The following is a 22,390-nucleotide window of genomic DNA, read 5'->3' as shown; positions in this document are numbered from 1 at the left end:
TTGTATTGGTCGGTATTCTTCAGATCTGATAAATTTGCTACCTCCCCCTTGAAAAACTTTGCTGCAATCCTTACTTTTAGTTAAAATTTGACGCAACCGGATTAGGTTGGGCTAGACAAGTCTTGGGACAATCCGTAGACTGCGAGAGTTTAGACTTTGGTCATTATTACAAGAATATTAGAGATTTATTGAAATAGAGGTGATGAAGATGCGTGTTGCGGTAGAAGCAGGTGAAGGGTTAGAACGTCGATTGGATATTGCAGTTCCTGCGACCAGAATCAATGGTGAAGTGGATAAACGATTAAAAAAAATAGGCCTTACAGCAAAAATGGATGGCTTTCGTCCAGGTAAAGTACCCTTTGCAGTGGTAAAATCACGTTATGGTGCGAGTGTGTATCAAGAAGTTGCTTCTGAAGTGATGCAGTCGAGTTTTTATGAGGCGATTCAACAAGAAGAATTACATCCAGCCGGTTATCCGCGTTTTGAGTTGGCTAAAGAAGCAGAGAAAGAAGAATTTTCTTTTCAGGCGATTTTTGAAGTGATGCCTAAAGTGGAGCTTATCGACTTGGTTGGCGCTGAAGTAGAAAAAGCGGTGGGTCTGGTTGAGGATAAAGACGTTGATAATATGCTAGAAACGTTACGTAAACAGCACTGTAATTGGGTAAGTGTTGAGCGTGAAGCACAAGATGGCGATCGCTTAGCGATTGATTTTGAAGGTCGTAAAGACGGTGAGACTTTTGCGGGCGGCTCCTCTGAGAACTTTAGCTTAGTGTTAGGCTCGGGTATGATGATTCCAGGCTTTGAAGATGGCATCATGGGAATGAAATTAGCAGAAGAGCGTGTGATTAATGTTGCTTTCCCTGAGAATTACCAGGTCTCTGACCTTGCTGGGCAACCTGCTGAATTTACCGTTAAAGTGAATGGTATCGAAGCGCCTGAACTGCCAGAAATTAATGACGATTTTGCTAAACGTTTAGAAGTGAATGGTGAAACGGTTGAGGCCTTGCGTGAGGAATTGCGGACAACGATGCAGCGTGAGCTTGATCTTTCTGTGCAAAATAAAAATAAAACTGAGATCCTTGACTTATTAGTTGAGAAAAATAGCGTTGATTTGCCAAAAACATTAATCGATGCTGAGGTTGGCCGTTTGCAGCAGCAAATGCAAAAACAGTATGGCCAAATGCAAGGCGCTAAAGCACCAGATTTTCCTGCCTCAATGTTTGAGGAACAGGCCACGCGCCGTGTCTTATTAGGTTTGTTGGTGGCTGAAGTGATTGAGAAAAAAGAGCTAAAACCTGATGCAGAGCGTGTTAAAGCGATGGTTGAAAAATTAGCAGCGGCCTATGAACAGCCTCAATCAGTCATTGATTATTATTACAATAGCAAAGAAAAATTAGCTGAAGTTGAAGCGATTGTTATGGAAGACCAAGTGGTCGATGCTTTACTTGAAGATGCGCATGTAACAGAGAAAAACGTGACTTTTGCTGAGGTGATGAGTACAGCTGCGGCTTAATTTCACGCCTAATCTCACATTGTATGTGTTAATCGTTGCAATGTTTTTTTATACTTAAGAAAAGGTTGCAGCGATTTTTCTTTTTGCGGAAAACTAGAGGGGCAAAAACACAATGTCAATTTCAGCAAATTTAGTGCCAATGGTTGTCGAACAGACCTCACGTGGCGAGCGTTCATTTGATATTTACTCACGTTTATTAAAAGAGCGTATTATTTTTTTAGTGGGCCAGGTTGAAGACCATATGGCCAATTTAGTCGTTGCCCAATTATTATTTTTAGAAGCTGAGAATCCAGATAAAGATATTTCTTTGTATATTAATTCGCCAGGTGGATCTGTGACGGCGGGAATGTCCATTTATGATACGATGCAGTTTATTAAGCCCAACGTTAGTACGTTATGTGTTGGTCAAGCCTGTAGTATGGGGGCATTTTTATTAACTGCGGGTGAGAAAGGTAAGCGCTTTTGTTTGCCGAACTCCTCAGTGATGATTCATCAGCCTTTAGGCGGTATTCAGGGCCAGGCGACAGATATTGAGATTCATGCAAATAATATTCTAGAGACAAAAGAGCGTCTGAATCGTTTAATGGCCAAGCATACTGGCCAAGATTATAGTAAGGTTTGTAAAGATACTGAGCGTGATAACTTTATGAGCGCTGATGATGCTAAATCTTATGGCCTAATTGATCAGGTTGTTGCTGAGCGGGGTATTACCGCCTAAAGGCTCTAGTTTCTTGAAAAAGCATGGTCAGGGCGCCATGTTTAAAAATAAGAGCAAAGATTGTTAAAACGAGGTTAGTACATGAGTGATGAGAAAAACGGACGAGATGAGAGCAGCAAACTCCTGTATTGTTCTTTTTGTGGAAAAAGCCAGCATGAGGTCCGTAAATTAATTGCCGGCCCTTCTGTTTATATTTGTGATGAATGTGTGTCTTTATGTGGTGATATCGTCCGTGAAGAGCTAAAAGAAGGTGAAACTTCTGAAGAGCCCAGTCAGTTACCTACCCCTCGTGAAATTAAGCAGGTGCTAGATGAGTATGTGATCGGCCAAAAGCAAGCTAAAAAAGTGTTGGCTGTTGCCGTGTATAATCATTATAAGCGTCTGATGCCAGGAGGCGGAGAAGTAAAAGCGGATGATGTCGAACTGAGTAAGAGTAATATCTTGCTTGTAGGACCAACCGGTTGCGGTAAGACCTTACTTGCACAAACTTTAGCTCGCTTGTTGGATGTGCCTTTTACCATTGCTGATGCAACGACATTGACAGAGGCTGGCTATGTTGGTGAGGACGTTGAGAATATTATCCAGAAATTGCTGCAAAAGTGTGACTATGATGTAGAAAAAGCGCAAAAAGGCATTGTTTACATCGATGAGATTGATAAGATCTCACGCAAGTCTGATAATCCGTCGATTACACGTGATGTGTCTGGGGAAGGGGTGCAGCAGGCATTATTGAAATTGATAGAAGGTACGGTCGCCTCTGTTCCGCCACAAGGAGGCAGAAAACACCCTCAGCAAGAATTTTTGCAGGTTGATACTGCAAATATCCTTTTTATCTGTGGGGGGGCTTTTGATGGCCTGGAAAAAGTAATTCGTGAGCGTTCTGAAAAAGGAGGCATTGGCTTTTCAGCAGAAGTTCGTGGTAAGGACGAGACAAAAAATACATCTGATGTTTTGCAAAGTGTTGAACCTGAAGATTTAATGAAGTTTGGTTTAATTCCAGAGTTCATTGGCCGACTGCCTGTGACCGCGGTTTTGCGTGAGTTGGATGAAGATGCCTTGGTTCGGGTGTTAAAAGAGCCGAAAAACTCGCTAGTAAAACAGTATAAACGTTTGTTCGAGATGGAAGGCGTGGAGCTTGATTTGCGTGATGATGCCTTGCGTGCAATCGCACGTAAGTCGATTGAACGCAAAGCGGGGGCTCGTGGGCTACGCTCTGTGCTTGAACAAGTGCTATTAAATACGATGTATGAAATTCCTTCACAGGAAGAGGCGAAAACGATTGTTGTTGACCAGTCTGTGATTGAAGGTCAGTCTGAACCTTTAATTGTCTATGAAGAGAGTAATGACAACGATCAGCAACAACAACGTGCCGGCCAGCAGTAACTATGGGGGCGCTGAGGAAGACCTCTTCCTCTCTAAATAACGATAAGTATTGAAAGAGAGGCTAGCTATGCCAGAAGAAAAAGATGAAATGGTCACTGAGTTAAAATCAACTGAAGCACTATTGACATTGCCTTTGCTTCCTTTGCGTGATGTGGTGGTTTATCCGCATACCGTCATGCCTTTATTTGTTGGGCGCACGCGTTCGATTAAAGCACTAGAGGTGGCGATGGCAAAGGACCAGAAGGTCTTTTTAGTTGCACAACGTGATGCTAAGCAGGATGATCCAGGGCAAGAGGGGTTATTTGTAATTGGTACAGTTGCAACGGTATTACAGTTATTAAAACTGCCTGATGGTACTTTAAAAGTTCTTGTTGAGGGAGAGTATCGAGCGCACCTTGATGAATTTATAGAAGTTGATGAGATTCATACAGCGCAGGTGTCTTTGCTGGAGGAAGAGGGTGTTGGCGAGCGTGAGTTAGAAGTGCTTGGGCGTTCACTAATTTCTCAGTTTGAGCAATATGTTAAATTGAATAAGAAAATTCCTCCTGAGGTGCTGTCTTCTATGGCGGGCACTGAAGATCCTTCACGTCTGGCAGATTCAATTGCTGCCCACTTATCGTTGAAAACAGAAGATCGTCAAAAGTTGCTTGAGCAGGCGAACCTGCGTGAACGGCTAGAACAATTGATGGCTTTGCTTGAATTTGAAATCGATTTGCTACAAGTTGAAAAGCGTATTCGTGGCCGTGTTAAGCGTCAGATGGAAAAAAGCCAGCGTGAGTATTATCTAAATGAGCAGATGAAAGCGATTCAAAAGGAGTTGGGTGATCTTGAAGACGGTGGTAATGAGCTTGATGAGTTAGAAAAGCGTATCAAAGAGTCGGGGATGACCGAAGAAGCGCATGATAAAGCCATGTCTGAGCTTAGTAAACTAAAAAATATGTCGCCCATGTCCTCAGAAGCAACGGTTTGCCGTAATTATATCGATGCATTGATTTCAGTGCCTTGGAAAAAACGTTCGAAAACACGCAGCGATTTATCAAAAGCTGAAGATGTTCTGGAGGCCGATCATTACGGTCTTGAGGAAGTAAAAGAGCGTATTTTAGAGTATCTGGCTGTACAAAAACGTGTTAAAAAATTAAAAGGCCCTGTCTTGTGCTTAGTTGGTCCGCCTGGGGTGGGCAAAACATCGTTGGGGCAATCTATTGCTAAGGCAACGAATCGTAAGTTCTTACGGATGGCTTTAGGAGGCGTGCGTGATGAGGCTGAGATTCGAGGGCATCGTCGTACTTATATTGGCTCTATGCCGGGGAAAATCATTCAAAAGTTGTCTAAGGCTGAAGTAAAAAACCCACTCTTCTTGCTGGATGAAATTGACAAGATGGCGCAGGATTTCCGTGGTGATCCAGCATCTGCCCTATTAGAGGTGTTAGATCCAGAGCAAAACCATACGTTTAATGATCACTATCTAGAAGTAGACTATGACCTTTCGGATGTAATGTTTATTGCAACGGCAAATTCTTTAAATATTCCAGGGCCGTTATTAGACCGTATGGAAGTGATTCGGATACCCGGCTATACCGAAGATGAAAAGCTCAATATTGCTAAACGTTATTTATTACCGAAGCAAATTAAAGCCAATGGTTTGAAAAAAAATGAGCTCGCGGTTGAAGATGAAGCGCTAATTAGTATCATTCGTCACTATACGCGAGAGGCAGGTGTGCGTTCTTTAGAGCGGGAAATTTCTAAAGTCTGCCGTAAAGTAGTGAAGCAGATTTTGCTCAAGCGTGAAGATAAAGAAACCTTAAAGCTAACGGCAAAAGAGCTAGAGGATTACTTGGGCGTACAGCGTTATCGTTATGGTGAGGCTGAAGAAAAAGACCAAGTGGGTTTAGTAACCGGCCTGGCCTGGACTGAAGTTGGTGGTGAGCTGCTAACAATTGAAGCAGCCACGACTAAGGGTAAGGGCAAAGTGCAGCGCACGGGTAAGCTTGGTGATGTGATGCAAGAGTCAATTCAAACGGCAGTGACGGTGGTGCGCAGTCGTGCTGAAATGTTGTCGATTCCAGAGGAAAGCTTTGAGAAGTTAGATGTGCATATTCACGTTCCAGAGGGCGCAACACCAAAAGATGGTCCAAGTGCTGGTATCGGCATGTGTACCGCACTGGTCTCTGTGTATACCAGTATTCCTGTACGTTCGGATGTCGCTATGACCGGTGAGATTACCTTAAGAGGTGAGGTTTTACCAATCGGTGGCTTAAAAGAAAAGTTACTGGCAGCACACCGTGGTGGAATTCGTACCGTCTTGATTCCAGAGGAAAACCGTCGTGAGTTAAAAGAAATTCCGGAGAATATTTTAAAAGACCTTGATGTACAGCCAGTGCGCTGGATTGAAGATGTGCTCAAGGTTGCTTTAACAGAGTCTCCAGGGGATTTGACGCGGTTGATTGCATCTTCAAGGGCGCGTTCAACAGAGGGGCAACCGGGGGTTCGCAAGCATTAGCGCTTGACAGCCTTTAGCTGCCCTTGGTATAAAACCTCCATGCCAAGGGTTTAAATTTAAAGTGTACTCAATATAAAATTAGAAAGAGATAAGGGGAATACCTGTGAATAAGAACGAATTAATCCAAAGTATCGCAGCAAGTGCAGATTTAACTAAGCAAGATGCTTCTAAAGCACTGGATGCAACATTGGATGCAATTACAGAGACATTAAAAAAAGGCGATCAAATTACTTTGGTTGGCTTTGGTTCATTTGCAGTGAAAGAGCGTGCTGCACGTACAGGTCGTAACCCACGTACAGGTGAAGAGATTCAAATTAAAGCAGCAAAAGTACCTAACTTTAAAGCGGGTAAAGCGCTTAAAGATGCAGTGAATTAATTAACTTTGTTTATTAACTGACTGCTTTCTTTACTTACTTTTAGAATAAAGCGCGTTGCTTAGTTAAACGCGCTTTATTTTTATGCAAAACAAGAGAGGGTGTATGCTGCAAAATATACGAGATAAAAGCAAGGGATGGGGCACTTGGTTAATTGTTGGTGCTGTTGCTGCAGGCTTTATAGGTATGGGTGCGAGCAGTTACATTTCAAGCTCTGCAAGTAAAAGCCAGACTGTTGCTACCGTTGATGGTCAGAAGATCTCAAGCGCTGAATTTGAAGCTGCTTATAAAAATATGAAGCAGCAAATAGGTGATAATAGTCCATTAAGTGCAAATAATGAGTTGATTAAGGCGCAGACATTAAACCAGTTGATCGAGCGTTATGCTTTGCTAAATAGCATTAGAACACAGGGTTTTTATGTCAGTACTACTCAGACCGATCAAGTGTTAAGGACATTGCCGGTTTTTCAAGAGAATGGCCAGTTTTCACAAGCGCAATACGATAAAGTTTTACAACGTTTTGGCTATACAATCAATCAACTACGCCAAGATATTAGCCAACAGATCTTAGTGAACCAGCTAAATCAGGGTGTAATGCAAAGCGCCTTTGCCTTAACAGGTGAAGTGACTGAATTTACCCAGCTGCTTAATGAAAAGCGTAGCATAGGCTATTTTAAAGTATTAAATGCACCATTTATTAATAAAGTGACTGTCACACAACAAGAAATTGCTAGCTTTTATAAGCAGCATGAAAAAGAATTTATTGCACCAGAGCAAGTAAAGATTGATTCGATTGAGTTATCATTGGCTGCTGTTAAAAAGCAAGTATCTGTAAATGCTCAGGAAATTAAAGATTATTACCAACAGAATATTGCAAATTTTTCCACGCTATTGCAGCGTCATTTTGAGGTGCTCGATTTTCCTTTGAGTCAAACTGATGTGAAGGCGATTGAAAAAGCGCGTAATAGTGCAAAGATGGCACTTACAAAGGCTGAGCAAGGCGAGAGCTTTGCAAAACTCATTAAAGATTACCAGCTCAAAAGTGCAAATAGTTCGGGGGAGTGGGGATGGTTTAGTCGTAACCAATTACCACCAACAGTGTCTGATCGTCTGTTTTCAATGAAGAAAATAGGGGATGCCATGTTACTGGAGCGTCCTAATTTGTTGCAGGTTGTAAAATTGACGGCAATAAAACCCGCAACGACGACAGCTTTTTCGGATGTACGTGAGCAAATTAAAGCGACCTTACTTTCTCAAAAAGCACAGGCAGCTTTTAATGGTGCAGTGCAAAGGTTAAGATCATTGCAGGCGGAGTACCCGGGTGATCTGACAAAAATTGCAGATGCATTAAAAATATCGGTAAAGACTTCTCCTTGGTTTAGTCATGATGCGGGAGTGGGATTGGCAAAAAATAGTAAAGTACTTGAAGCCGCTTTTAGTGATGAGGTATTGCAGCAAAATACCAATAGTCCGGTTTTACAGCTGGATGACGAGCATGTTGCTTTGATTCATTTAGCAGACCATCAGGTGGCAAAGCTTAAGCCATTAAAAGAAGTGAGCGATCAGATTACACAGGTGTTAAAACTTGAAAAAGCACAAGCGGTGGCAGAGGCTGAGGCTAAAAAAATTACTAAGTTGCTTGAAGACGGTCAATCTTATCGGGAAATTACCAAACAATTCGGTTTAGTGTGGCATGAGGTTAGTGATTTATCGCGTCAATCTAAAAATGAGCCTTTTGTTGTGCAGTCGGCATTTGCGATGCCAAGACCTCTGGGTAAACAGTTACCGGTAAAAGTGACAACTTTACCAGAGCAAGGTTATTTGGTGATGCAGCTACTTAAAACTACACCTGGCCAGTCGTCGATGAAACGCTTCGAGCGACAGGCGTATCAAGAAGGGGTGCAGCAGTTGTATGCGCAGTATGACTATAGCCAATATGTCGCTGTGGTGCGTAACCATGCAACGGTTAAACTGAGCTCTTAACTTATTAATATTAAATTTATTGTGGTTGATCGTGGCTTTTAAACGTCTTCTATGGCGAGTGGGTCTTAACTGTGCTCGCCTATTTGCTCGCTTGCCTTATGATGTTCAAATGGATGTGGGGCGTTGGCTGGGCCGAGCGAGCTTATCTTTTTTCAAACGTCGTCGCCAGATTACGGAGGCAAATTTACGTTATTGCTTCCCTGAGCTGAATGAGGAAGAGTTACAGCATCGTTTAGTTCTGGCATTTGAATCTGCAGGTATGGGAGTGGCAGAAACAATTATTGCTTGGTTTCGTCCACAGCTTGATGCTAGTTTGTGTCAGATTGAAGGGTTGGAATATTTAGAAGCCGCTTTAAATCAAAATAAAGGTGCATTGATTCTGGGTGCACATATGACTTGTTTAGAGATTATTGGTCGTTTTTTTGCCAAGGCACAGGCCTATCGATTATTGTATCGTAAGCATGAAAACTCAAGCTTTGAAGATTTAATGAGTCAAGCACGTGGTGAGTATGTCGATGAGTTGATTGACCGTATTGATGTGCGTAAAGTCGTGCGTAGCTTAAAGAACAACTGGCCGATTTGGTATGCGCCTGATCAAGATTTTGGTATTGGCAATGCGCTCTTTACGCCTTTTTTTGGTGTGCAGACAGCAACAACGGTTGCAACCTCGCGTTTAGTAAAAATGTCAGGTTGTCAGATTGTGCCGGTGAGCTTTTATCGTTTACCCCATGCTCAAGGCTATAAAATTAAGTTTTACCCGGCATGGCAGAGCTTTCCTGGAGATTCTGATGAAAAAGACTGTTTGCGCATTAATCAGTTTATCGAGTCAGTTATTTTAAATGCGCCAGAGCAGTATTTGTGGCAACACCGGCGTTTTAAGACACGCCCTCAAGGTGAAGGTTCTTTATATGATTGATAGAAGAGCTAAAATATAGTTATTATTAATCGACCAAGTTGTGCAAGGCTGATGCCACCAAACACTGAAATAGTAATATATGCTAAGGATAGCCAAGAGCTATATTCGCCTTTGATGCCCAATGTGTCTAATGCAAAGCTGGAGAAGGTGGTAAAACCGCCTAAAAGCCCAGTGATGAGCAATGTGGTTAAATAAGGGCTGTAGTTTGTAAATAGCTGGTGTTGACTTAGCTTTAATACGGCCTCAGAGAGTAGGCCAATCAAGAAGCAGCCGATTAAATTCACTGCTAATGTTCCATAAAAGCTTTGACCTAAATGAGCTAAGCTTAGCTGGCTGATGCTATAACGCAAAGCTGATCCCAGTGCACCTCCTATGGTTGCACATAGTAATAAAGAAAATTGCATGTGTATTTATATCCTGGTTTTAGCAGTTATTGATTGATATTAAATTAAATTAAGTCCAAGAAAAACAGAGTGACGGTTAATCATGACGTTGTAACCATAATATTTATTATCAAGCTATTGTGCTGTTTATAGTGTATGTCTTTTATGTTTTAAAAAAGTGATTATAGCAGGAGTTTGCAGATTAAGTACTAAGGTGAGGTTATACATTTTAAACTTGATTACCTTTTAAGGCTAATGAAGGGAGTAGTTGTTTATTGAGCTATATCAAGTAGTTGCCTGCAATTTAGTATGTTTGTCTTTGGGTTTTATTTTATTTTAGGATGTGTACTGCATTGATGATACTACCTAAAGATAAAGACAGATAGCGACGAGTTTAGTGTTTTTTTGCCACACTTAATAATAAAGGGATGCCCTGTTGTAGTGGTTTATGCAAAATTTTGTTATTGAAGCTTTATTCGTCGGTCGGCCGTGTGCTGATTACGATGCGATTTTAGCTTCACTTAGTAATCATAATGGCGCAGATACTGCTGTTACCTCTAAAGTAACTCTCTCAGCTATGTATAACATCACTAGCACTCAGAATATAAAAGCTGCATTAGCCCCTTTATATCATCAGGAATTTGATTGTCTTATTATAGATGATAGTGTTTTCGATAATGACATGACAAACCTGATTGATAATTTTAATTATTTTATTGATTCATTGGTTAAAGAGAGTCAATACTTACCTCCTATGGTGCTATTACTAAAAGAAGGTTATGTCGGTAAGGCATTGGTTAGCCAATATCAAAAAATAGTTACTATTGATTATTTAGTTAAGGATCTGCAAGCTCAGTATTTTAATCTATTGCCTTTTTTAATGTACCAACTTATTGATAAAAATAATTTAAAAATAGAAAATATAAGATTGCAAGAAAAAAATAATGCGATTTTAGATGCCGTTGCTGATGGCATTATCGGTGTTGACGAAAAAGAGGTGATTTATTTTATTAACCATATGGCCTGTAAAATTTTAGGCTATAGTGCTGTTGATGAATTGATTGGGAAGAAAATTGATAAAATTTTACATGATAGTCAAGGTCGGTCACTTACAGAGCTAGTGAAGTATGTTGGTCAAGTGGGCGCCTTTGAAACTGAGGTGACCAGAAAAAAAGGTAATATTTTACCGATAGAGATGCATTGTTCATTGATTTTAGAACAGGTGGAAAAAACAATTGTTATTTCATTTAGGGATATTACCGCAAGAAAAAGGCATGAAGCTGAATTGGTGAGATTGGCTCAGTATGATGATTTGACTAAGCTTGCAAATAAAAGTTTATTTTTAGAATTGTTAGGGCAGGCTATTTCTAGAGCAAATAGAAGTAAATATTATTTTGCTTTATTATTTTTAGATATGGATAACTTTAAATTTGTCAATGATAATTACGGTCATGCGATTGGCGATAAACTTTTGCAAGAAGTTGCGCAGCGTTTAAAATCATGCACGCGTGGGCATGATATTATTGCAAGGATTGGTGGTGATGAGTTTACAATTATTTTAGAAGAGTTACGTGATGAGCAAGATGTTTTTTGGGTGTGTGAAAAAATAAAAACGTCTTTAGCTTACCCTTTTGTTATTCAGAGTGTTGAAATCGAGATGGCGGTTTCTATTGGTATTGTGACATTTAAGGATATTTACCATACTCCAGAAGCACTGTTGCGCTATGCTGATATGGCGATGTATGCAGCGAAACGACAAGGTACAGGTCATTATGAAGTATTTAATCAGGCAATGAGTGATCATACCAAAGAGTTGATTCACTTGCGTGCGGGCATTGCTAAGGCGATCGAAAATGACGAGTTATTTGTGCAATTTCAACCAAAAGTGAATACTGATACTAATTGTTGTCAGTCTGTTGAGGCATTACTGCGTTGGAAAGATAGCCTGTATGGCATTATTAAGCCGGCAAAGTTTATTTCTTTAGCTGAAGAGATTGGTATTATTAATGAGCTTGGCCTTTGGATCTTAAAACAAGCGTGTGTAAGTTGTAAAAAATTAGAGGAAAGTACCGGGCAGGAGTTAAAGGTATCTGTGAATATTTCGATGTATCAAATGAAAGATGATATTGCAGATAAGGTAAAAGAGACTGTCTTAAATTCTGGGATTAACCCAGAAAATCTGGAGCTGGAAATTACTGAGAGCCATATCATGAATAATCCTGAGCAGGCGATTGCTATTTTATTACGTCTTAAAAAGTTAGGTATTAAAATTGCCATTGATGATTTTGGTACTGGCTATTCCTCACTAAGCTATTTAACTCAACTACCGATTGACCGCTTGAAAATTGATAGCTCATTTACACAGAAAATACCAGCAGACACTCAGAGTGTAAAAGTTGTTCAATCAATTATTTCTTTGGCTAAAAGTTTAAAATTAAAAATTACCGCAGAAGGAGTAGAAAATAAAGATCAATTTAATTTTCTAAAAAAATTAAATTGTGATGAGGTACAGGGTTATTTATTATCACATCCATTGTCAGAAAAAGAATTAATTAATTTTTTTAAAACTAGCGTTCACGGAATGCCGACTCGATAGAGCGGTGAATAGGTTTTAATAAGTACTGTAATAATGATTTTTTCCCAGTGATAATATCGGCTTGGACGGTCATGCCTGGGAGTAGAGGGAGTTGTTGAGGACCGAGGGATTGTTGATCAAGTTTGATAATGGCTTTATAAAAAGGGTTGCCCTCAGGGGTGAGAGATGTTGATGCAGAAATAGTTTGAATGGTTCCAGAAATACTGCCGTAGCGAGTAAAGTCATAGGTCATGATTTTGATCGTTGCTTTTGCTCCGGTGTGAATATGGCCGATATCGCGTGGATCAATACGCGTCGAGACAACTAACGGGTCTTCCATCGGCACAATTTCCATGAGTACACCTCCAGGGGCTACGACGCTACTTGGAGCGATAGTAATATCTTTAATGATACCGGTGACAGGTGCATTAATATTAGTATCTTGCAAGCGTTTTTGCGCTTTTTCTAGCGTATGTGAAATTTGTAAGCGTTGTTCATTAATGTCATTGAGTTCTTGTAATGCGGTTTCATATGATTCCGAATCAAGTTGATATAAGCGGTTTTGTGCTTCAACTAGAGCCTGCTTGGCTTGTTGTTGCATGCTCAGTAGAGATGTTTTTTCCCCTTGAGCTTTATTGACGCCACGTAGCATAACGAGGAAGTCTTTACGAGAAAGTATATTGGTTTTGGTAAGCTTTTTATACATTTCGAATTCTTGGGTCATTAATTCAACATTTTTATCAAGTGTTTTCATTTCTTGTTGTAATTGATGGATTTTCTCCTCGCTTTGTGCAAGCTGTGCGGTTAATACTGCACGTTGAGCACGGCGTTTTTTATTCTGTGAACTGAGTAAGGATTGATTATCGGCAATAATTTCATTTAAATTCTCAGTATATTTGCTGGATATTTTTACTTTATTAATTTTATTGGGTTTTAAAATTTTATGGTCGAGTTTATTAATATAAGCACGTAGACGTTTTGATTTTAGTGTGAGCGTGGTAAATTGACTTTTTAATTTATCAACATCTGCAAGCATTGTTGTTGGGTCAAGTTGGGCGAGTAATTGGTTTTTCCTGACATGGTCGCCATCTTTGACAAAAATCTGTAATACCGTACCACCTTCTAGATGTTGAATGACTTGGATTTTTCCTTGAGGAACAATTTCTCCACTAGTGACCGCCGTTTCAGTAATTTTAGATAACGAGGCCCAAATCAGTAAAGTAATTAAGATTATGGTGGAGCAGATAATGGCAAGCGTTGCTAAGCGCAGGTGATTCGATTCTTCTAATAGTGTTGCTGTTGAAATTTGTTGAAGCTGTTTAAAACTCTTACTTTTTTTCATAAGAGGTCCTTAGGCACGCTGGGTAAAACGTCATCTGGTGGCCCTTGTCTGATAATTTGGCCGTGATCAAGTAGTAGTACGTGGTCTGCTAGTTTTAAGTGTGAAGGGCGATGAGTGATTAAAATAACAGTGGTACGACCACGGAGTTTTTTAATTGTTTCGATAAAGCACTGATCCGCTTCGTAGTCTAGACCATTGGCGGGTTCATCTAGCAAAAGTATGGGGGCTTTTTTTAGATAGGCGCGTGCTAATGACAATCGTTGTTGGAAGCTGCTGGCAAGGTGGGCGCCATCACGAATCGGGCTATCAAATTGTTTGGGTAGTGAGAGAATATCATCAATTACACCGGCTTCTTTTGCCGCTTGATAGAGATCACTATCTGATGCTCCTGAGCAAGATAAGCGTAAGTTTTGTGCAATTGAACCATAGAATAATTGCGGCTCTTGTGGAACATAAGCAATGGCTTGGCGCAATGAAATGGGGTTAATTTGGCGAATATCACAGTTATCGATTAAAACACTACCTGCTTGTGGTTGATAAAGCCCAGGAATTAATTTTAGAATTGTTGATTTTCCTGAGCCATTGCGGCCGATAATACCAACGACCTGTCCGGCTTGAACAGTAAAACTGGCCCCAATGAGTGCAGGGTCGAGTGTCGGTGCATAGCGGATGCTGACACGATTAAAGGTGATATTACCTTTAAAATGATGTTGTTCGTTGGTGCTGATGGTGCCGGGTTTGCTTTCAAGCTCAAGTTTCATTAATAAGTTAATCTGGCGAATACTGACGATAAGTTGTTCTAAGCGCGGTAGAGTGGTAAATAATGTTTTAATAGGAGATAGAATTTTCCATGTTAAAATCATAACGGCAATTAAGGCGCCGACGGAAAGCGTGCCATTAAATACCATGAAAACACCAAAAAACAAAATAGCAAGGCCAGATGCGATCATAATATTATCAGCAATAGCTTGAGCTGTTGCAGTAATGACTGTGTTTTTTAAATTATCTAATGTGGCAAGGCCCGATAATTCACGATAGCGCTCACACCAAATTTTTTGGGCGCCGGTATATTTAATGGTGCGCATCAGCCGTAAAGACTCGAGCAAAAACTCCTGGCGCTCTGAATTACTTTGTGCGGTATCTTTAATTTGTGCTTTGGCTTTGGTATGGATTAATACGCCGACAACAAATAATAAAATCCCCATAACAATTGGCACAATAGCAAGCCACTGACCGAGTATTGCAATAATGACTAAAAAAATAAGAATAAACGGTAACTCAAAGAGAATGCTAACGAGTGATCCGGTTAGAAACTCACGGATATTATCAAAGTCTTTTAAGCGCGCCACTTGTGCACCGACGGTTGCACTTTCGGTATAGCTGGGTGATAAATACAGCAAGTGTTCGAAGATTGCATTGCCAATGTCCCGGTCCAGACGTGCACTAATAAATGCTAATATATGTGAGCGTAATAAATACAAGATGCCGATACTGATTAAAGCAATACTTACGCCGATACTAAAGCTTGATAGCATGGAGATCGAATGTGTTGAGATGACTCGATCATAAACTGACATGATAAATAAAGGCGTTGCAATGGCTAAAAAATTAAGCAAAAAGCTGATAAAAAATGTGTGATACATTAATTTTTTATTTTGCCCTAAAATATTGATAAACCAGTTTTTCGCCGTTGGCGTTTGGCCCTTATTCGCCAGTTCCTCTTCAGCACCAATGGCTTTGAAAAAATAACTCATACCAGAGATGACCAGTTCAGGCAGGGTGAGCTGAATATTCGCAGCGCCATCAAAGACGGTATATTGATTAAATTGATTAACGGAGATGACAATCAGTACACGGCCTTCATCAGAAATAAATAAACAGGGTAATAGTCGGTTATCAATTTTATTGAGCTGGGTTCTCATTGTCGTGCAGCTATAGCGTAAATTTAGCATGACCTGGCGAAATGAAGATAAATCTAGTCCTTCGGTAAAGTGTGGCAAATTTTCATTAAGCGCCCGTTGATCGCCCTGCCAGCCTAATGCAGTTAACAGTGGTTCGAGGCTGTTAATAAACGCAGTGCGAATATTATGCTCCTGGGCGGTTAGTGCAGAGCTCATGTGACTTTCTCCACCAGACTTTTATTCTCGAGGATAAAGGTTTTATCTGCATGTGCCAGCAATGATGGGCGATGAGAGACGAGGATGAGTGTGCAGGTGCCTTTAAGCTGTTCAAGTACATTAATTAAGATGGTATCACCTTGCATGTCCATGGCCGTATTGGCCTCATCGAATAGAACAATCGGCGGTTTATGAATCAGGGCGCGAGCAATCGCAATGCGCTGAATGATACCGCGAGGTAGTGATTCCATGGCATGATTGGCAACAGGAGTGTGATAGCCTTTGGGCAAGCGCTCAATAATTGAGTCAAGGCCAAGTAATTGGCTGACTTCTATGGCTTGTTTATAATATTTTTGTTCTTGAAATAGTGTTAAATTATCGATGATGGTGCCATTAAATAAGTCGCCATGTTGGGGCAAATAGGCAATATGTTGGCGGATATTTTGAATTTTTAACTTTTGAATATCGTGGTCGTCGATTAATATGCGGCCTTGATCGGGTTGATATAGCCCCATAATGAGCCAAAGCAGTGAGCTTTTGCCACTGAGGCCATCGCCGGTGATGCCAACAGTGGTTTTTGCTGGAATATCAAGGCTAATATCTTTAAATAGCCAGTTTTCATCATCTTCATCTGTGCTTGTATTATTATTTTTATCATAACGAAAGCTGACATGTTCAAAGCAAATGTGGCCATCAATATGGGCGAGTTGTTTTTGCGTGGGGACATACTCTGGAGGCAGTTTAAAGACTTCTTGTAATTTATCTTCAGCAATACGAATCGACTGTAAGCGGTTCCACACGGAGGTCGCACGATTAATTGGCTGTAAACAGCGCCCTGACAGTAGGGTACAGGCGGCAAGACCACCAATTGTTAACTGTCCTTGTAAGACCAGTAGGGCACCTACTGCAACGGTCGCAACCATACTCAACTGTGAGACTAGCAAGCCAAAGGACATCACCTGGGAGGCTTTAATGCTAAGTTTGTGGTCATTGATTGCACTACTGCCTTGTAGGCGTTCGTAGCGGCGCAGCATTTGGGCTTCCATGGTCATGGATTTGATGGTATGGATGCTTTGTAACACTTCAATAATAAAGTTAAGGCGGCGGTCTTCATGTTCGCGCCGTTGCATCAGTAAGGCTTTTAAGTGCTGGTTGATAAAAATTGTGAATAAAATAAAGGCGGTAATAATAATAAGAGGAACAAAAATAAGCACGCCGCCGATATAAGCGATCAGAAAAATAAAAATCAGGACAAAAGGAATATCAATCAATGAAGTAATCGCCTGGCCGGCATAAAAGTCACGTAGTTGGCTTAAGGAATTTATTTGTTCTAGATGTACACCATGTCCACGCTGTTCATACTCAGAGAGTGTGCTATTGATCATAGTTTTAAAGGCATTACAGCTGGTTTGATGCTCAAATTTTGCATCGGCCCAGGCGCTGACATAGGAGCGACTGATGCGAAAAAGGGTTTCAAGGGTGAGAGCAATCAGCACACCAATCGTGAGTAGATAAAGCGTTGGCAGTGATGAGTTAGGAATAATACGGTCGTATACTTGTAACAGGGCCAGTGGAAATGCGAGCGAAAGTATATTAATTAATAAAGAGACAAGCAGTATCGTTGCAAGAATATGCTTTGCATTTTCCCAAGCACTAAATATGTGTATACGCGGTTCTACAGATGAGTTTGAAAACCCCACAACCTTCGACCATTCTTTACTTTCTTTCTGCCCTTAACCTTAAAGAGTAGTTGATTTTATGGTGTTAGATGGTGGGCTGTTCTGGATCTCTAGTATTTTATAGATATAGCCTAATAATTTAATTGATCGGAGTGGCACTGCAGCCTGGTGAGGATGTGCAGATATAGAGGTAAGGCGTTATTTTCTGTGCTTGCTGGTATTTTTCGGTCACTGTGCTGACAAACTGTTGAGCATGATCTGCTTTGACTAATGCTACGGCACAGCCGCCAAATCCGGCACCGGTCATACGAGCCCCTAGGCAGCCTTCGCTTGCTAAAGCAATTTGTACTATCGTATCCAGCGCGTCACTGGATACTTCAAAGTCTTGGCACAAGCTTTCATGACTTTCGATCATTAGGGTGCCAAAACGTGCAGTATCATGATTGAGTAAAGCCTGTTTGACTGCCAAGACACGGGCATTTTCACTAATGACATGTCGAGCACGTTGATAGGTCGTTTTATCGAGGCGTGCCTGAAGTTGTGGCAAGTTTGTTTCTGACAGAGCGCGTAAGCTATCGACCGCCATACTCTGTGCTGCGACTTCACATTGCTGGCGTCGTTTATTATAGGCGGAGTCAATTAAGCCACGACGTGTAGCGGTGTCCATGACAATAATTTTGCTGTCTTTAGGTAAAGGCAGTTGCTCATAGTCAAGAGAGTCGCAATCAATCAGTAGAGCGTGATTGGCTTGGCCGAGGGCACAAATAAACTGATCCATAATACCGCAGTTGACTTTTATCCACTCATTTTCAGCGCGCTGTGCCAATTTGGCCATTTGTGCGGGCTCCCAGAGCATGCTATTGCTGATGCAAAGCGCATGAGCGATGGCCAGCTCAAAGGATGCAGAGGAGGAAAGGCCCGCGCCGATGGGAATATCACCATAGATCACAGCATCAAAGCCATAGGTGAGTTTTTGATGATAAGTGTGTAGAGCCCAGGCCATACCTTTCGCATACTCACCCCATTCATGATCAGCGGCGATAAGTTGGTCAAGTAAAAAAGAGTAGTGGTCTTCAAAGTTCGTTGCATAAAGATTGACGTGCTGATCTTGACGTGGGCGGATGAGTAAATGGGTGGCTTTATCAATGGCGATGGGCATGACAAAACCGTGGTTATAGTCGGTGTGTTCACCGATTAAGTTGATGCGGCCAGGGCTGCAGATATGCCATTGCGCAGGCTGCGTGTAGTGTTTTTTAAATATTTCAGTAAGGTGAAGTGCCATAACAGTGTTCTCTACTATCTCTTGATTCAATGTTTCTTTGTTTCTTTATTTATGTTTTTTTAATTCAAAGCTTACGTAAGCGGGCTGCTGCTTGCTCTGGCGTTAAATCTCGTTGTGCCTCAGCGAGCATTTCATAGCCGACCATAAATTTTTTAACTGTAGCTGAGCGCAATAAGGGTGGATAAAAGTGGGCATGCAGCTGCCAATGCGTGGTTTTCGACTCTGTTTCTGTGGTTATAGATTGGCAAGGCGCACCGTGCCAGCCCATTGAGTAAGGAAATGAGCAGTTAAATAATTGATCATATTTTACTAATAATGATTTTAATAGCTGGGCGAGAGAATGGCGTAAATCCTTTGAAAGGGTAGGCAAATGTTGCACTGGAAATTTAGGGAGTAATAAAGTCTCATAGGGCCATAAGGCCCAATAAGGTACAACAGTAATCCAGTCATTATTTTCGACAACGGTGCGTTCGCCTAATCCTGACTCGAGTTTTGCATAGTCTAACAATAGGGGTTGTTCATGTTTTTTAAAGTAATCAAGTTGATACTCATCTTCTTTTTGTGCTTCATTGGGTAGAAAGTCGCTGGCCCAGACTTGACCGTGTGGGTGAGGGTTGGAGCAGCCCATAACCGTCCCTTTATTTTCAAAAATTTGTACCCAGCGATAGGTTTGCTTAAGTTCGGTGACTTGGTCTGCCCAGGTATTAATCACCGTGATAATGTCTGCTGGAGACATGTCTGCTAAGGTCAGGTCATGGCGGGGAGAAAAGCAGATGACCCGGCAGACACCGGATGCGGGAGTGTGCTGAAGTAATGGGGATTGTTCTATGATTGTTGCTGTACTCGGATTATTTTCGGGTAATAAAGCAGCAAAGTCATTTTCAAAGACGTAAGTTTCTTGATAATCTGGGTTGGTTTGCCCATTAGCTCGAGTATTGCCTGGACATAAATAACACTGTTTATCGTAGTGAGGGTGTGACTCAGAGGATGATTCTTCTTGCTGCCCTTGCCAGGGACGTTTGGTTCTGTGCGGTGAGACGAGCACCCATTCTCCACGTAATGGATTAAAGCGGCGATGTGGGTGATGAGTCACGGTGGCTCCCTGGAGTTCAGATATAGTTTGGCTTATTGTACGTGTTTTAAGTTTGGCTGCAATCGAGTCAGTGGGACAGTGTAGGATGCTGAGTTTGTTTATGTTAGCATGAGAAACAATTTTACAATGATAAAAAATAACAGGTTATTGAGGACGCTCATGTTTAAGATTAAAAAAACGTCTACAGTTATTTTTGCACTACTCGGGCTTAGCTCTTTATCGGCTTATAGTGCGTTTGCAGAGTCAGTACAAGTTAGCTCCGTCACGCCACAAAATCAAGGTCAGACTCAAGCGGTTAGTGCAGCTTCTTCGGCTAGCAGTCCAGCGGATACGGCCTCTGGTGATACGGCCGCAGCTGGACCGTTAGTCTCTGCTGACACTCAGTCAGATCCCAGCTATTATGCCTTTGAGCATTACACAGCGAATCCACCACTCAATCAATACGGTGCGGTGAATGTTGACACGCATGTGGCTGAGAATGTTCAAGTCCCCGTAGCACCTGTTGCAGCGGGTGGGGCAAAGGCGACACCCGCAGCGCTTTCTTCACAATGGCCGGCGTTGGTGCCACCACAGCCACAATTAAATGCTAAAGCCTATATTCTGATGGATGCGGCAAATGGTAATGTGCTTGCCGCCTATGATGGTAATAAGCGCATGGCCCCTGCGAGCACGACTAAGCTCATGCTGCTTTATATCGTACAACAAGAGTTAAAATCAGGTCGTATTCATTTAGATGATATGGTCACCGTGCCAAAAATTGCTTGGGCAACGGGTGGCTCGCGGATGTTTTTAAAGCCAGGTAGCCAAGTCGCAGTGAAAGATTTAATTCAGGGTATTATTGTTGATTCGGGCAATGATGCCGCAGTGACTTTGGCGACTTATATGGGTGGAACACAAAGTGCTATTGTTCATTTGATGAATCAGGCATTAAGATCTTTAGGGATGCACAATACTCATTTTAGTGATGTCATGGGATTGCCTGCACCTGCGCACTTTTCAACCGCCTATGATTTAGGCAAGCTTGCTTATGGATTAATTAATAATTACCCAGAGTATTACTCTTTGTTCTCACAAAAATATTTTCGTTATAATGGCATTCGTCAGGCGAATTTTAATCGTTTATTATTTATTTACCCTTATGCGGATGGTTTAAAAACCGGCAGTACTGGGGCGGCAGGTTTTTCTTTAGTTAGCTCGGCAAAAACGCCAGGCAATGCTATGCGTTTAATTGCAGTAGTCTTAGGCGCAAATTCTGATAATCAAGTTGCAGCTTTAAGTAAAGAACTATTAACTTATGGTTTTCGTTTCTTTGAAGGGCGTGAGCTTTATCATGCAGATACTAAGTTAAGTGAGCGTCATGTTTGGTTAGGTCAGAGCAATACCTTGGCTGTGGGTATAGAAAAGGCATTATATGTCACGATTCCACAAGGTGCAGATGCAAAACTCAAAGCGAATATGGTCTTTGATGATGCGTTAAAGGCGCCGATTGTCAAAGGCCAGAAGGTAGGTGAGTTGAAAGTAACACTTGAAGGTAAATCAGTGGCGGATGTGCCGGTTGTCGCAATGGCCGATATTGCTCAGGGCAGCTTCTTTAAGCGCTTATCTGATCATATTCGATTGTTCTTTGATAAAATATTTTAATAACTTTTTAAATTAATTTCTTAATAGGGCGCATTATGTGCCTTTTTTTAATTTTGTTAAATAAAATATAGCCTGCTTGGGCCTGGGGCTTATGTTTCTTGCACGTGTTTGATATAAAAAACTGCTCCTGGGTTGTTTTCACGGTACCCAGATACAGGAGTAGGTCCATCTGGGTTAGCAATAGCAAAATGATTGTCAAGAGAGCCTGGGATAAATTGAACATTATGAACGCATGATGTTGCATCATTTGCAACAAACTCAACGTACATTGATGTATAAAGATATGGAGCTGTAGATACATAGGCTTTGAGGGTGTAATGTTTGGTGGAAAAAAAACAGGTCCATCCAGAGTTTTTTGGTTCTTCATGCATGGTTATGGCGCTGTGAGGGTTGATAGATCGAGCTTCTGTAGACCAGCCTGTCCCGTACATACACTGAGGGTTAATAAATTCTACGGTTAGAGGTAGGGGGGTGTCATTTCTTATAGTGACAGATCTTCCATTATAGCTAAAATTTTTTATAGAAAATAATGAGGAAAATACAAGTATAAACAATATGATACTTTTTTTGATCATGATTTTTATAACCTTAATAACCCTAGATAACAGGTAGATTACCCCATCAATACACTAAAAATATAAATAAGGCAATAAGCGCATGTACCCTTTCAATTTATATTTATTCTAAAAGATAGAATGCCTATTTTTTTATTTCTTATTTTTAACTGCATAGTAAAGATCTCAGGGTAAACGTTATTGAGCTCTGTAACCAAGGCAGTGGGCGAGAAAAAGTGGTGGCGAAATTTTTTGCCACCATAATACGAGATTCAACTGGTTAACTCACCTTACGCACTGACATGATAAACAATGTATAATGAAATCTGATAGATAC

Annotated in this window: 16 protein-coding genes; 9 read left to right on the top strand and 7 right to left on the bottom strand. The window is 41.1% G+C overall.

All coding sequences use genetic code 11. The features are described 5' to 3' along the window. Positions 1-208: 208 nt before the first annotated feature. The 7 genes from tig (at position 209) to C200_RS00890 (ending at position 9,387) form a co-directional block, all read left to right on the top strand. Positions 209-1,513, top strand: a complete 1,305-nt coding sequence (gene tig / locus C200_RS00920) for a trigger factor (RefSeq protein WP_016209645.1) — start codon at positions 209-211, stop codon at positions 1,511-1,513. A 112-nt stretch (positions 1,514-1,625) separates the two neighbouring features. After that, entirely contained in the window at positions 1,626-2,231 is a 606-nt protein-coding gene (gene clpP, locus C200_RS00915; protein ID WP_016209647.1) for an ATP-dependent Clp endopeptidase proteolytic subunit ClpP, read from the top strand. An 81-nt stretch (positions 2,232-2,312) separates the two neighbouring features. Next, positions 2,313-3,614, top strand: a complete 1,302-nt coding sequence (clpX, locus tag C200_RS00910; RefSeq protein WP_016209663.1) for an ATP-dependent Clp protease ATP-binding subunit ClpX — start codon at positions 2,313-2,315, stop codon at positions 3,612-3,614. 67 nt (positions 3,615-3,681) lie between these two features. Beyond that, the gene (gene lon, locus C200_RS00905) at positions 3,682-6,114 is read left to right on the top strand and encodes an endopeptidase La (protein WP_033923635.1); all 2,433 of its coding nucleotides are present in this window, start codon (positions 3,682-3,684) and stop codon (positions 6,112-6,114) included. Between the two features lie 103 nt (positions 6,115-6,217). Next, positions 6,218-6,490 (top strand): HU family DNA-binding protein, encoded by a 273-nt coding sequence (locus C200_RS00900; protein ID WP_016209655.1) that lies wholly within the window; start codon positions 6,218-6,220, stop codon positions 6,488-6,490. Between the two features lie 103 nt (positions 6,491-6,593). Further along, entirely contained in the window at positions 6,594-8,471 is a 1,878-nt protein-coding gene (locus tag C200_RS00895) for a SurA N-terminal domain-containing protein (protein ID WP_032126162.1), read from the top strand. Positions 8,472-8,502: 31 nt separating this feature from the next. Continuing rightward, positions 8,503-9,387, top strand: a complete 885-nt coding sequence (locus tag C200_RS00890; RefSeq protein ID WP_016209643.1) for an LpxL/LpxP family acyltransferase — start codon at positions 8,503-8,505, stop codon at positions 9,385-9,387. A gap of 8 nt (positions 9,388-9,395) precedes the next feature. Here C200_RS00890 and C200_RS00885 read toward each other — a convergent pair whose 3' ends face one another. Further along, positions 9,396-9,791 (bottom strand): fluoride efflux transporter FluC, encoded by a 396-nt coding sequence (locus tag C200_RS00885; protein WP_016209657.1) that lies wholly within the window; start codon positions 9,789-9,791, stop codon positions 9,396-9,398. Between the two features lie 427 nt (positions 9,792-10,218). On the opposite strand from C200_RS00885, the gene C200_RS14375 reads away from it, so the two are divergent. Then, positions 10,219-12,366, top strand: coding sequence for a sensor domain-containing protein (locus tag C200_RS14375; protein WP_016209662.1), 2,148 nt, complete (start codon positions 10,219-10,221; stop codon positions 12,364-12,366). Here the strand turns inward: C200_RS14375 and C200_RS00875 are convergent. From C200_RS00875 to C200_RS00855, 5 genes are all read right to left on the bottom strand, one after another. After that, positions 12,338-13,687 (bottom strand): HlyD family type I secretion periplasmic adaptor subunit, encoded by a 1,350-nt coding sequence (locus C200_RS00875; RefSeq protein ID WP_016209652.1) that lies wholly within the window; start codon positions 13,685-13,687, stop codon positions 12,338-12,340. The two genes, C200_RS14375 and C200_RS00875, sit on opposite strands and share 29 nt — an antisense overlap. Next, positions 13,684-15,804 (bottom strand): peptidase domain-containing ABC transporter, encoded by a 2,121-nt coding sequence (locus C200_RS00870; protein WP_016209642.1) that lies wholly within the window; start codon positions 15,802-15,804, stop codon positions 13,684-13,686. The genes C200_RS00875 and C200_RS00870 overlap by 4 nt, the downstream gene beginning before the upstream one ends. Beyond that, the gene (locus C200_RS00865) at positions 15,801-17,504 is read right to left on the bottom strand and encodes a peptidase domain-containing ABC transporter (RefSeq protein WP_016209656.1); all 1,704 of its coding nucleotides are present in this window, start codon (positions 17,502-17,504) and stop codon (positions 15,801-15,803) included. The genes C200_RS00870 and C200_RS00865 overlap by 4 nt, the downstream gene beginning before the upstream one ends. A gap of 118 nt (positions 17,505-17,622) precedes the next feature. Then, positions 17,623-18,765: a galactokinase gene (locus C200_RS00860; protein WP_016209654.1), complete on the bottom strand. Its 1,143-nt coding sequence runs from the start codon at positions 18,763-18,765 to the stop codon at positions 17,623-17,625. Positions 18,766-18,829: 64 nt separating this feature from the next. Next, on the bottom strand, positions 18,830-19,858 hold the full coding sequence (locus C200_RS00855) for a UDP-glucose--hexose-1-phosphate uridylyltransferase (protein WP_016209659.1): 1,029 nt from the start codon (positions 19,856-19,858) through the stop codon (positions 18,830-18,832). Between the two features lie 159 nt (positions 19,859-20,017). Here C200_RS00855 and C200_RS00850 point away from each other — a divergent pair, with 159 nt between their 5' ends. After that, positions 20,018-21,499, top strand: coding sequence for a D-alanyl-D-alanine carboxypeptidase family protein (locus tag C200_RS00850; protein ID WP_129556477.1), 1,482 nt, complete (start codon positions 20,018-20,020; stop codon positions 21,497-21,499). An 89-nt stretch (positions 21,500-21,588) separates the two neighbouring features. On the opposite strand, the gene C200_RS15295 is transcribed toward C200_RS00850, so the two are convergent. After that, the gene (locus C200_RS15295) at positions 21,589-22,074 is read right to left on the bottom strand and encodes a hypothetical protein (RefSeq protein WP_059372266.1); all 486 of its coding nucleotides are present in this window, start codon (positions 22,072-22,074) and stop codon (positions 21,589-21,591) included. Between the last annotated feature and the right edge of the window lie 316 nt (positions 22,075-22,390).

This window comes from Piscirickettsia salmonis LF-89 = ATCC VR-1361, assembly GCF_000297215.2.
GTDB classification, from domain to species: domain Bacteria; phylum Pseudomonadota; class Gammaproteobacteria; order Piscirickettsiales; family Piscirickettsiaceae; genus Piscirickettsia; species Piscirickettsia salmonis.
The sequence above is the reverse complement of the archived record's forward strand: the minus strand, read 5'-3'. Positions and strand labels throughout refer to the sequence as shown.

Excerpts from the sequence above, each read along its gene's own strand:
- C200_RS00860 (WP_016209654.1), bottom strand. The coding sequence starts at position 18,765 with ATGGCACTTCACCTTACTGAAATATTTAAAAAACACTACACGCAGCCT.
- lon (WP_033923635.1), top strand. The coding sequence starts at position 3,682 with ATGCCAGAAGAAAAAGATGAAATGGTCACTGAGTTAAAATCAACTGAA.
- C200_RS14375 (WP_016209662.1), top strand. The coding sequence starts at position 10,219 with ATGCAAAATTTTGTTATTGAAGCTTTATTCGTCGGTCGGCCGTGTGCT.
- clpP (WP_016209647.1), top strand. The coding sequence starts at position 1,626 with ATGTCAATTTCAGCAAATTTAGTGCCAATGGTTGTCGAACAGACCTCA.
- C200_RS00850 (WP_129556477.1), top strand. The coding sequence starts at position 20,018 with ATGTTTAAGATTAAAAAAACGTCTACAGTTATTTTTGCACTACTCGGG.
- C200_RS00875 (WP_016209652.1), bottom strand. The coding sequence starts at position 13,687 with ATGAAAAAAAGTAAGAGTTTTAAACAGCTTCAACAAATTTCAACAGCA.
- C200_RS00885 (WP_016209657.1), bottom strand. The coding sequence starts at position 9,791 with ATGCAATTTTCTTTATTACTATGTGCAACCATAGGAGGTGCACTGGGA.
- clpX (WP_016209663.1), top strand. The coding sequence starts at position 2,313 with ATGAGTGATGAGAAAAACGGACGAGATGAGAGCAGCAAACTCCTGTAT.
- tig (WP_016209645.1), top strand. The coding sequence starts at position 209 with ATGCGTGTTGCGGTAGAAGCAGGTGAAGGGTTAGAACGTCGATTGGAT.
- C200_RS15295 (WP_059372266.1), bottom strand. The coding sequence starts at position 22,074 with ATGATCAAAAAAAGTATCATATTGTTTATACTTGTATTTTCCTCATTA.
- C200_RS00895 (WP_032126162.1), top strand. The coding sequence starts at position 6,594 with ATGCTGCAAAATATACGAGATAAAAGCAAGGGATGGGGCACTTGGTTA.
- C200_RS00870 (WP_016209642.1), bottom strand. The coding sequence starts at position 15,804 with ATGAGCTCTGCACTAACCGCCCAGGAGCATAATATTCGCACTGCGTTT.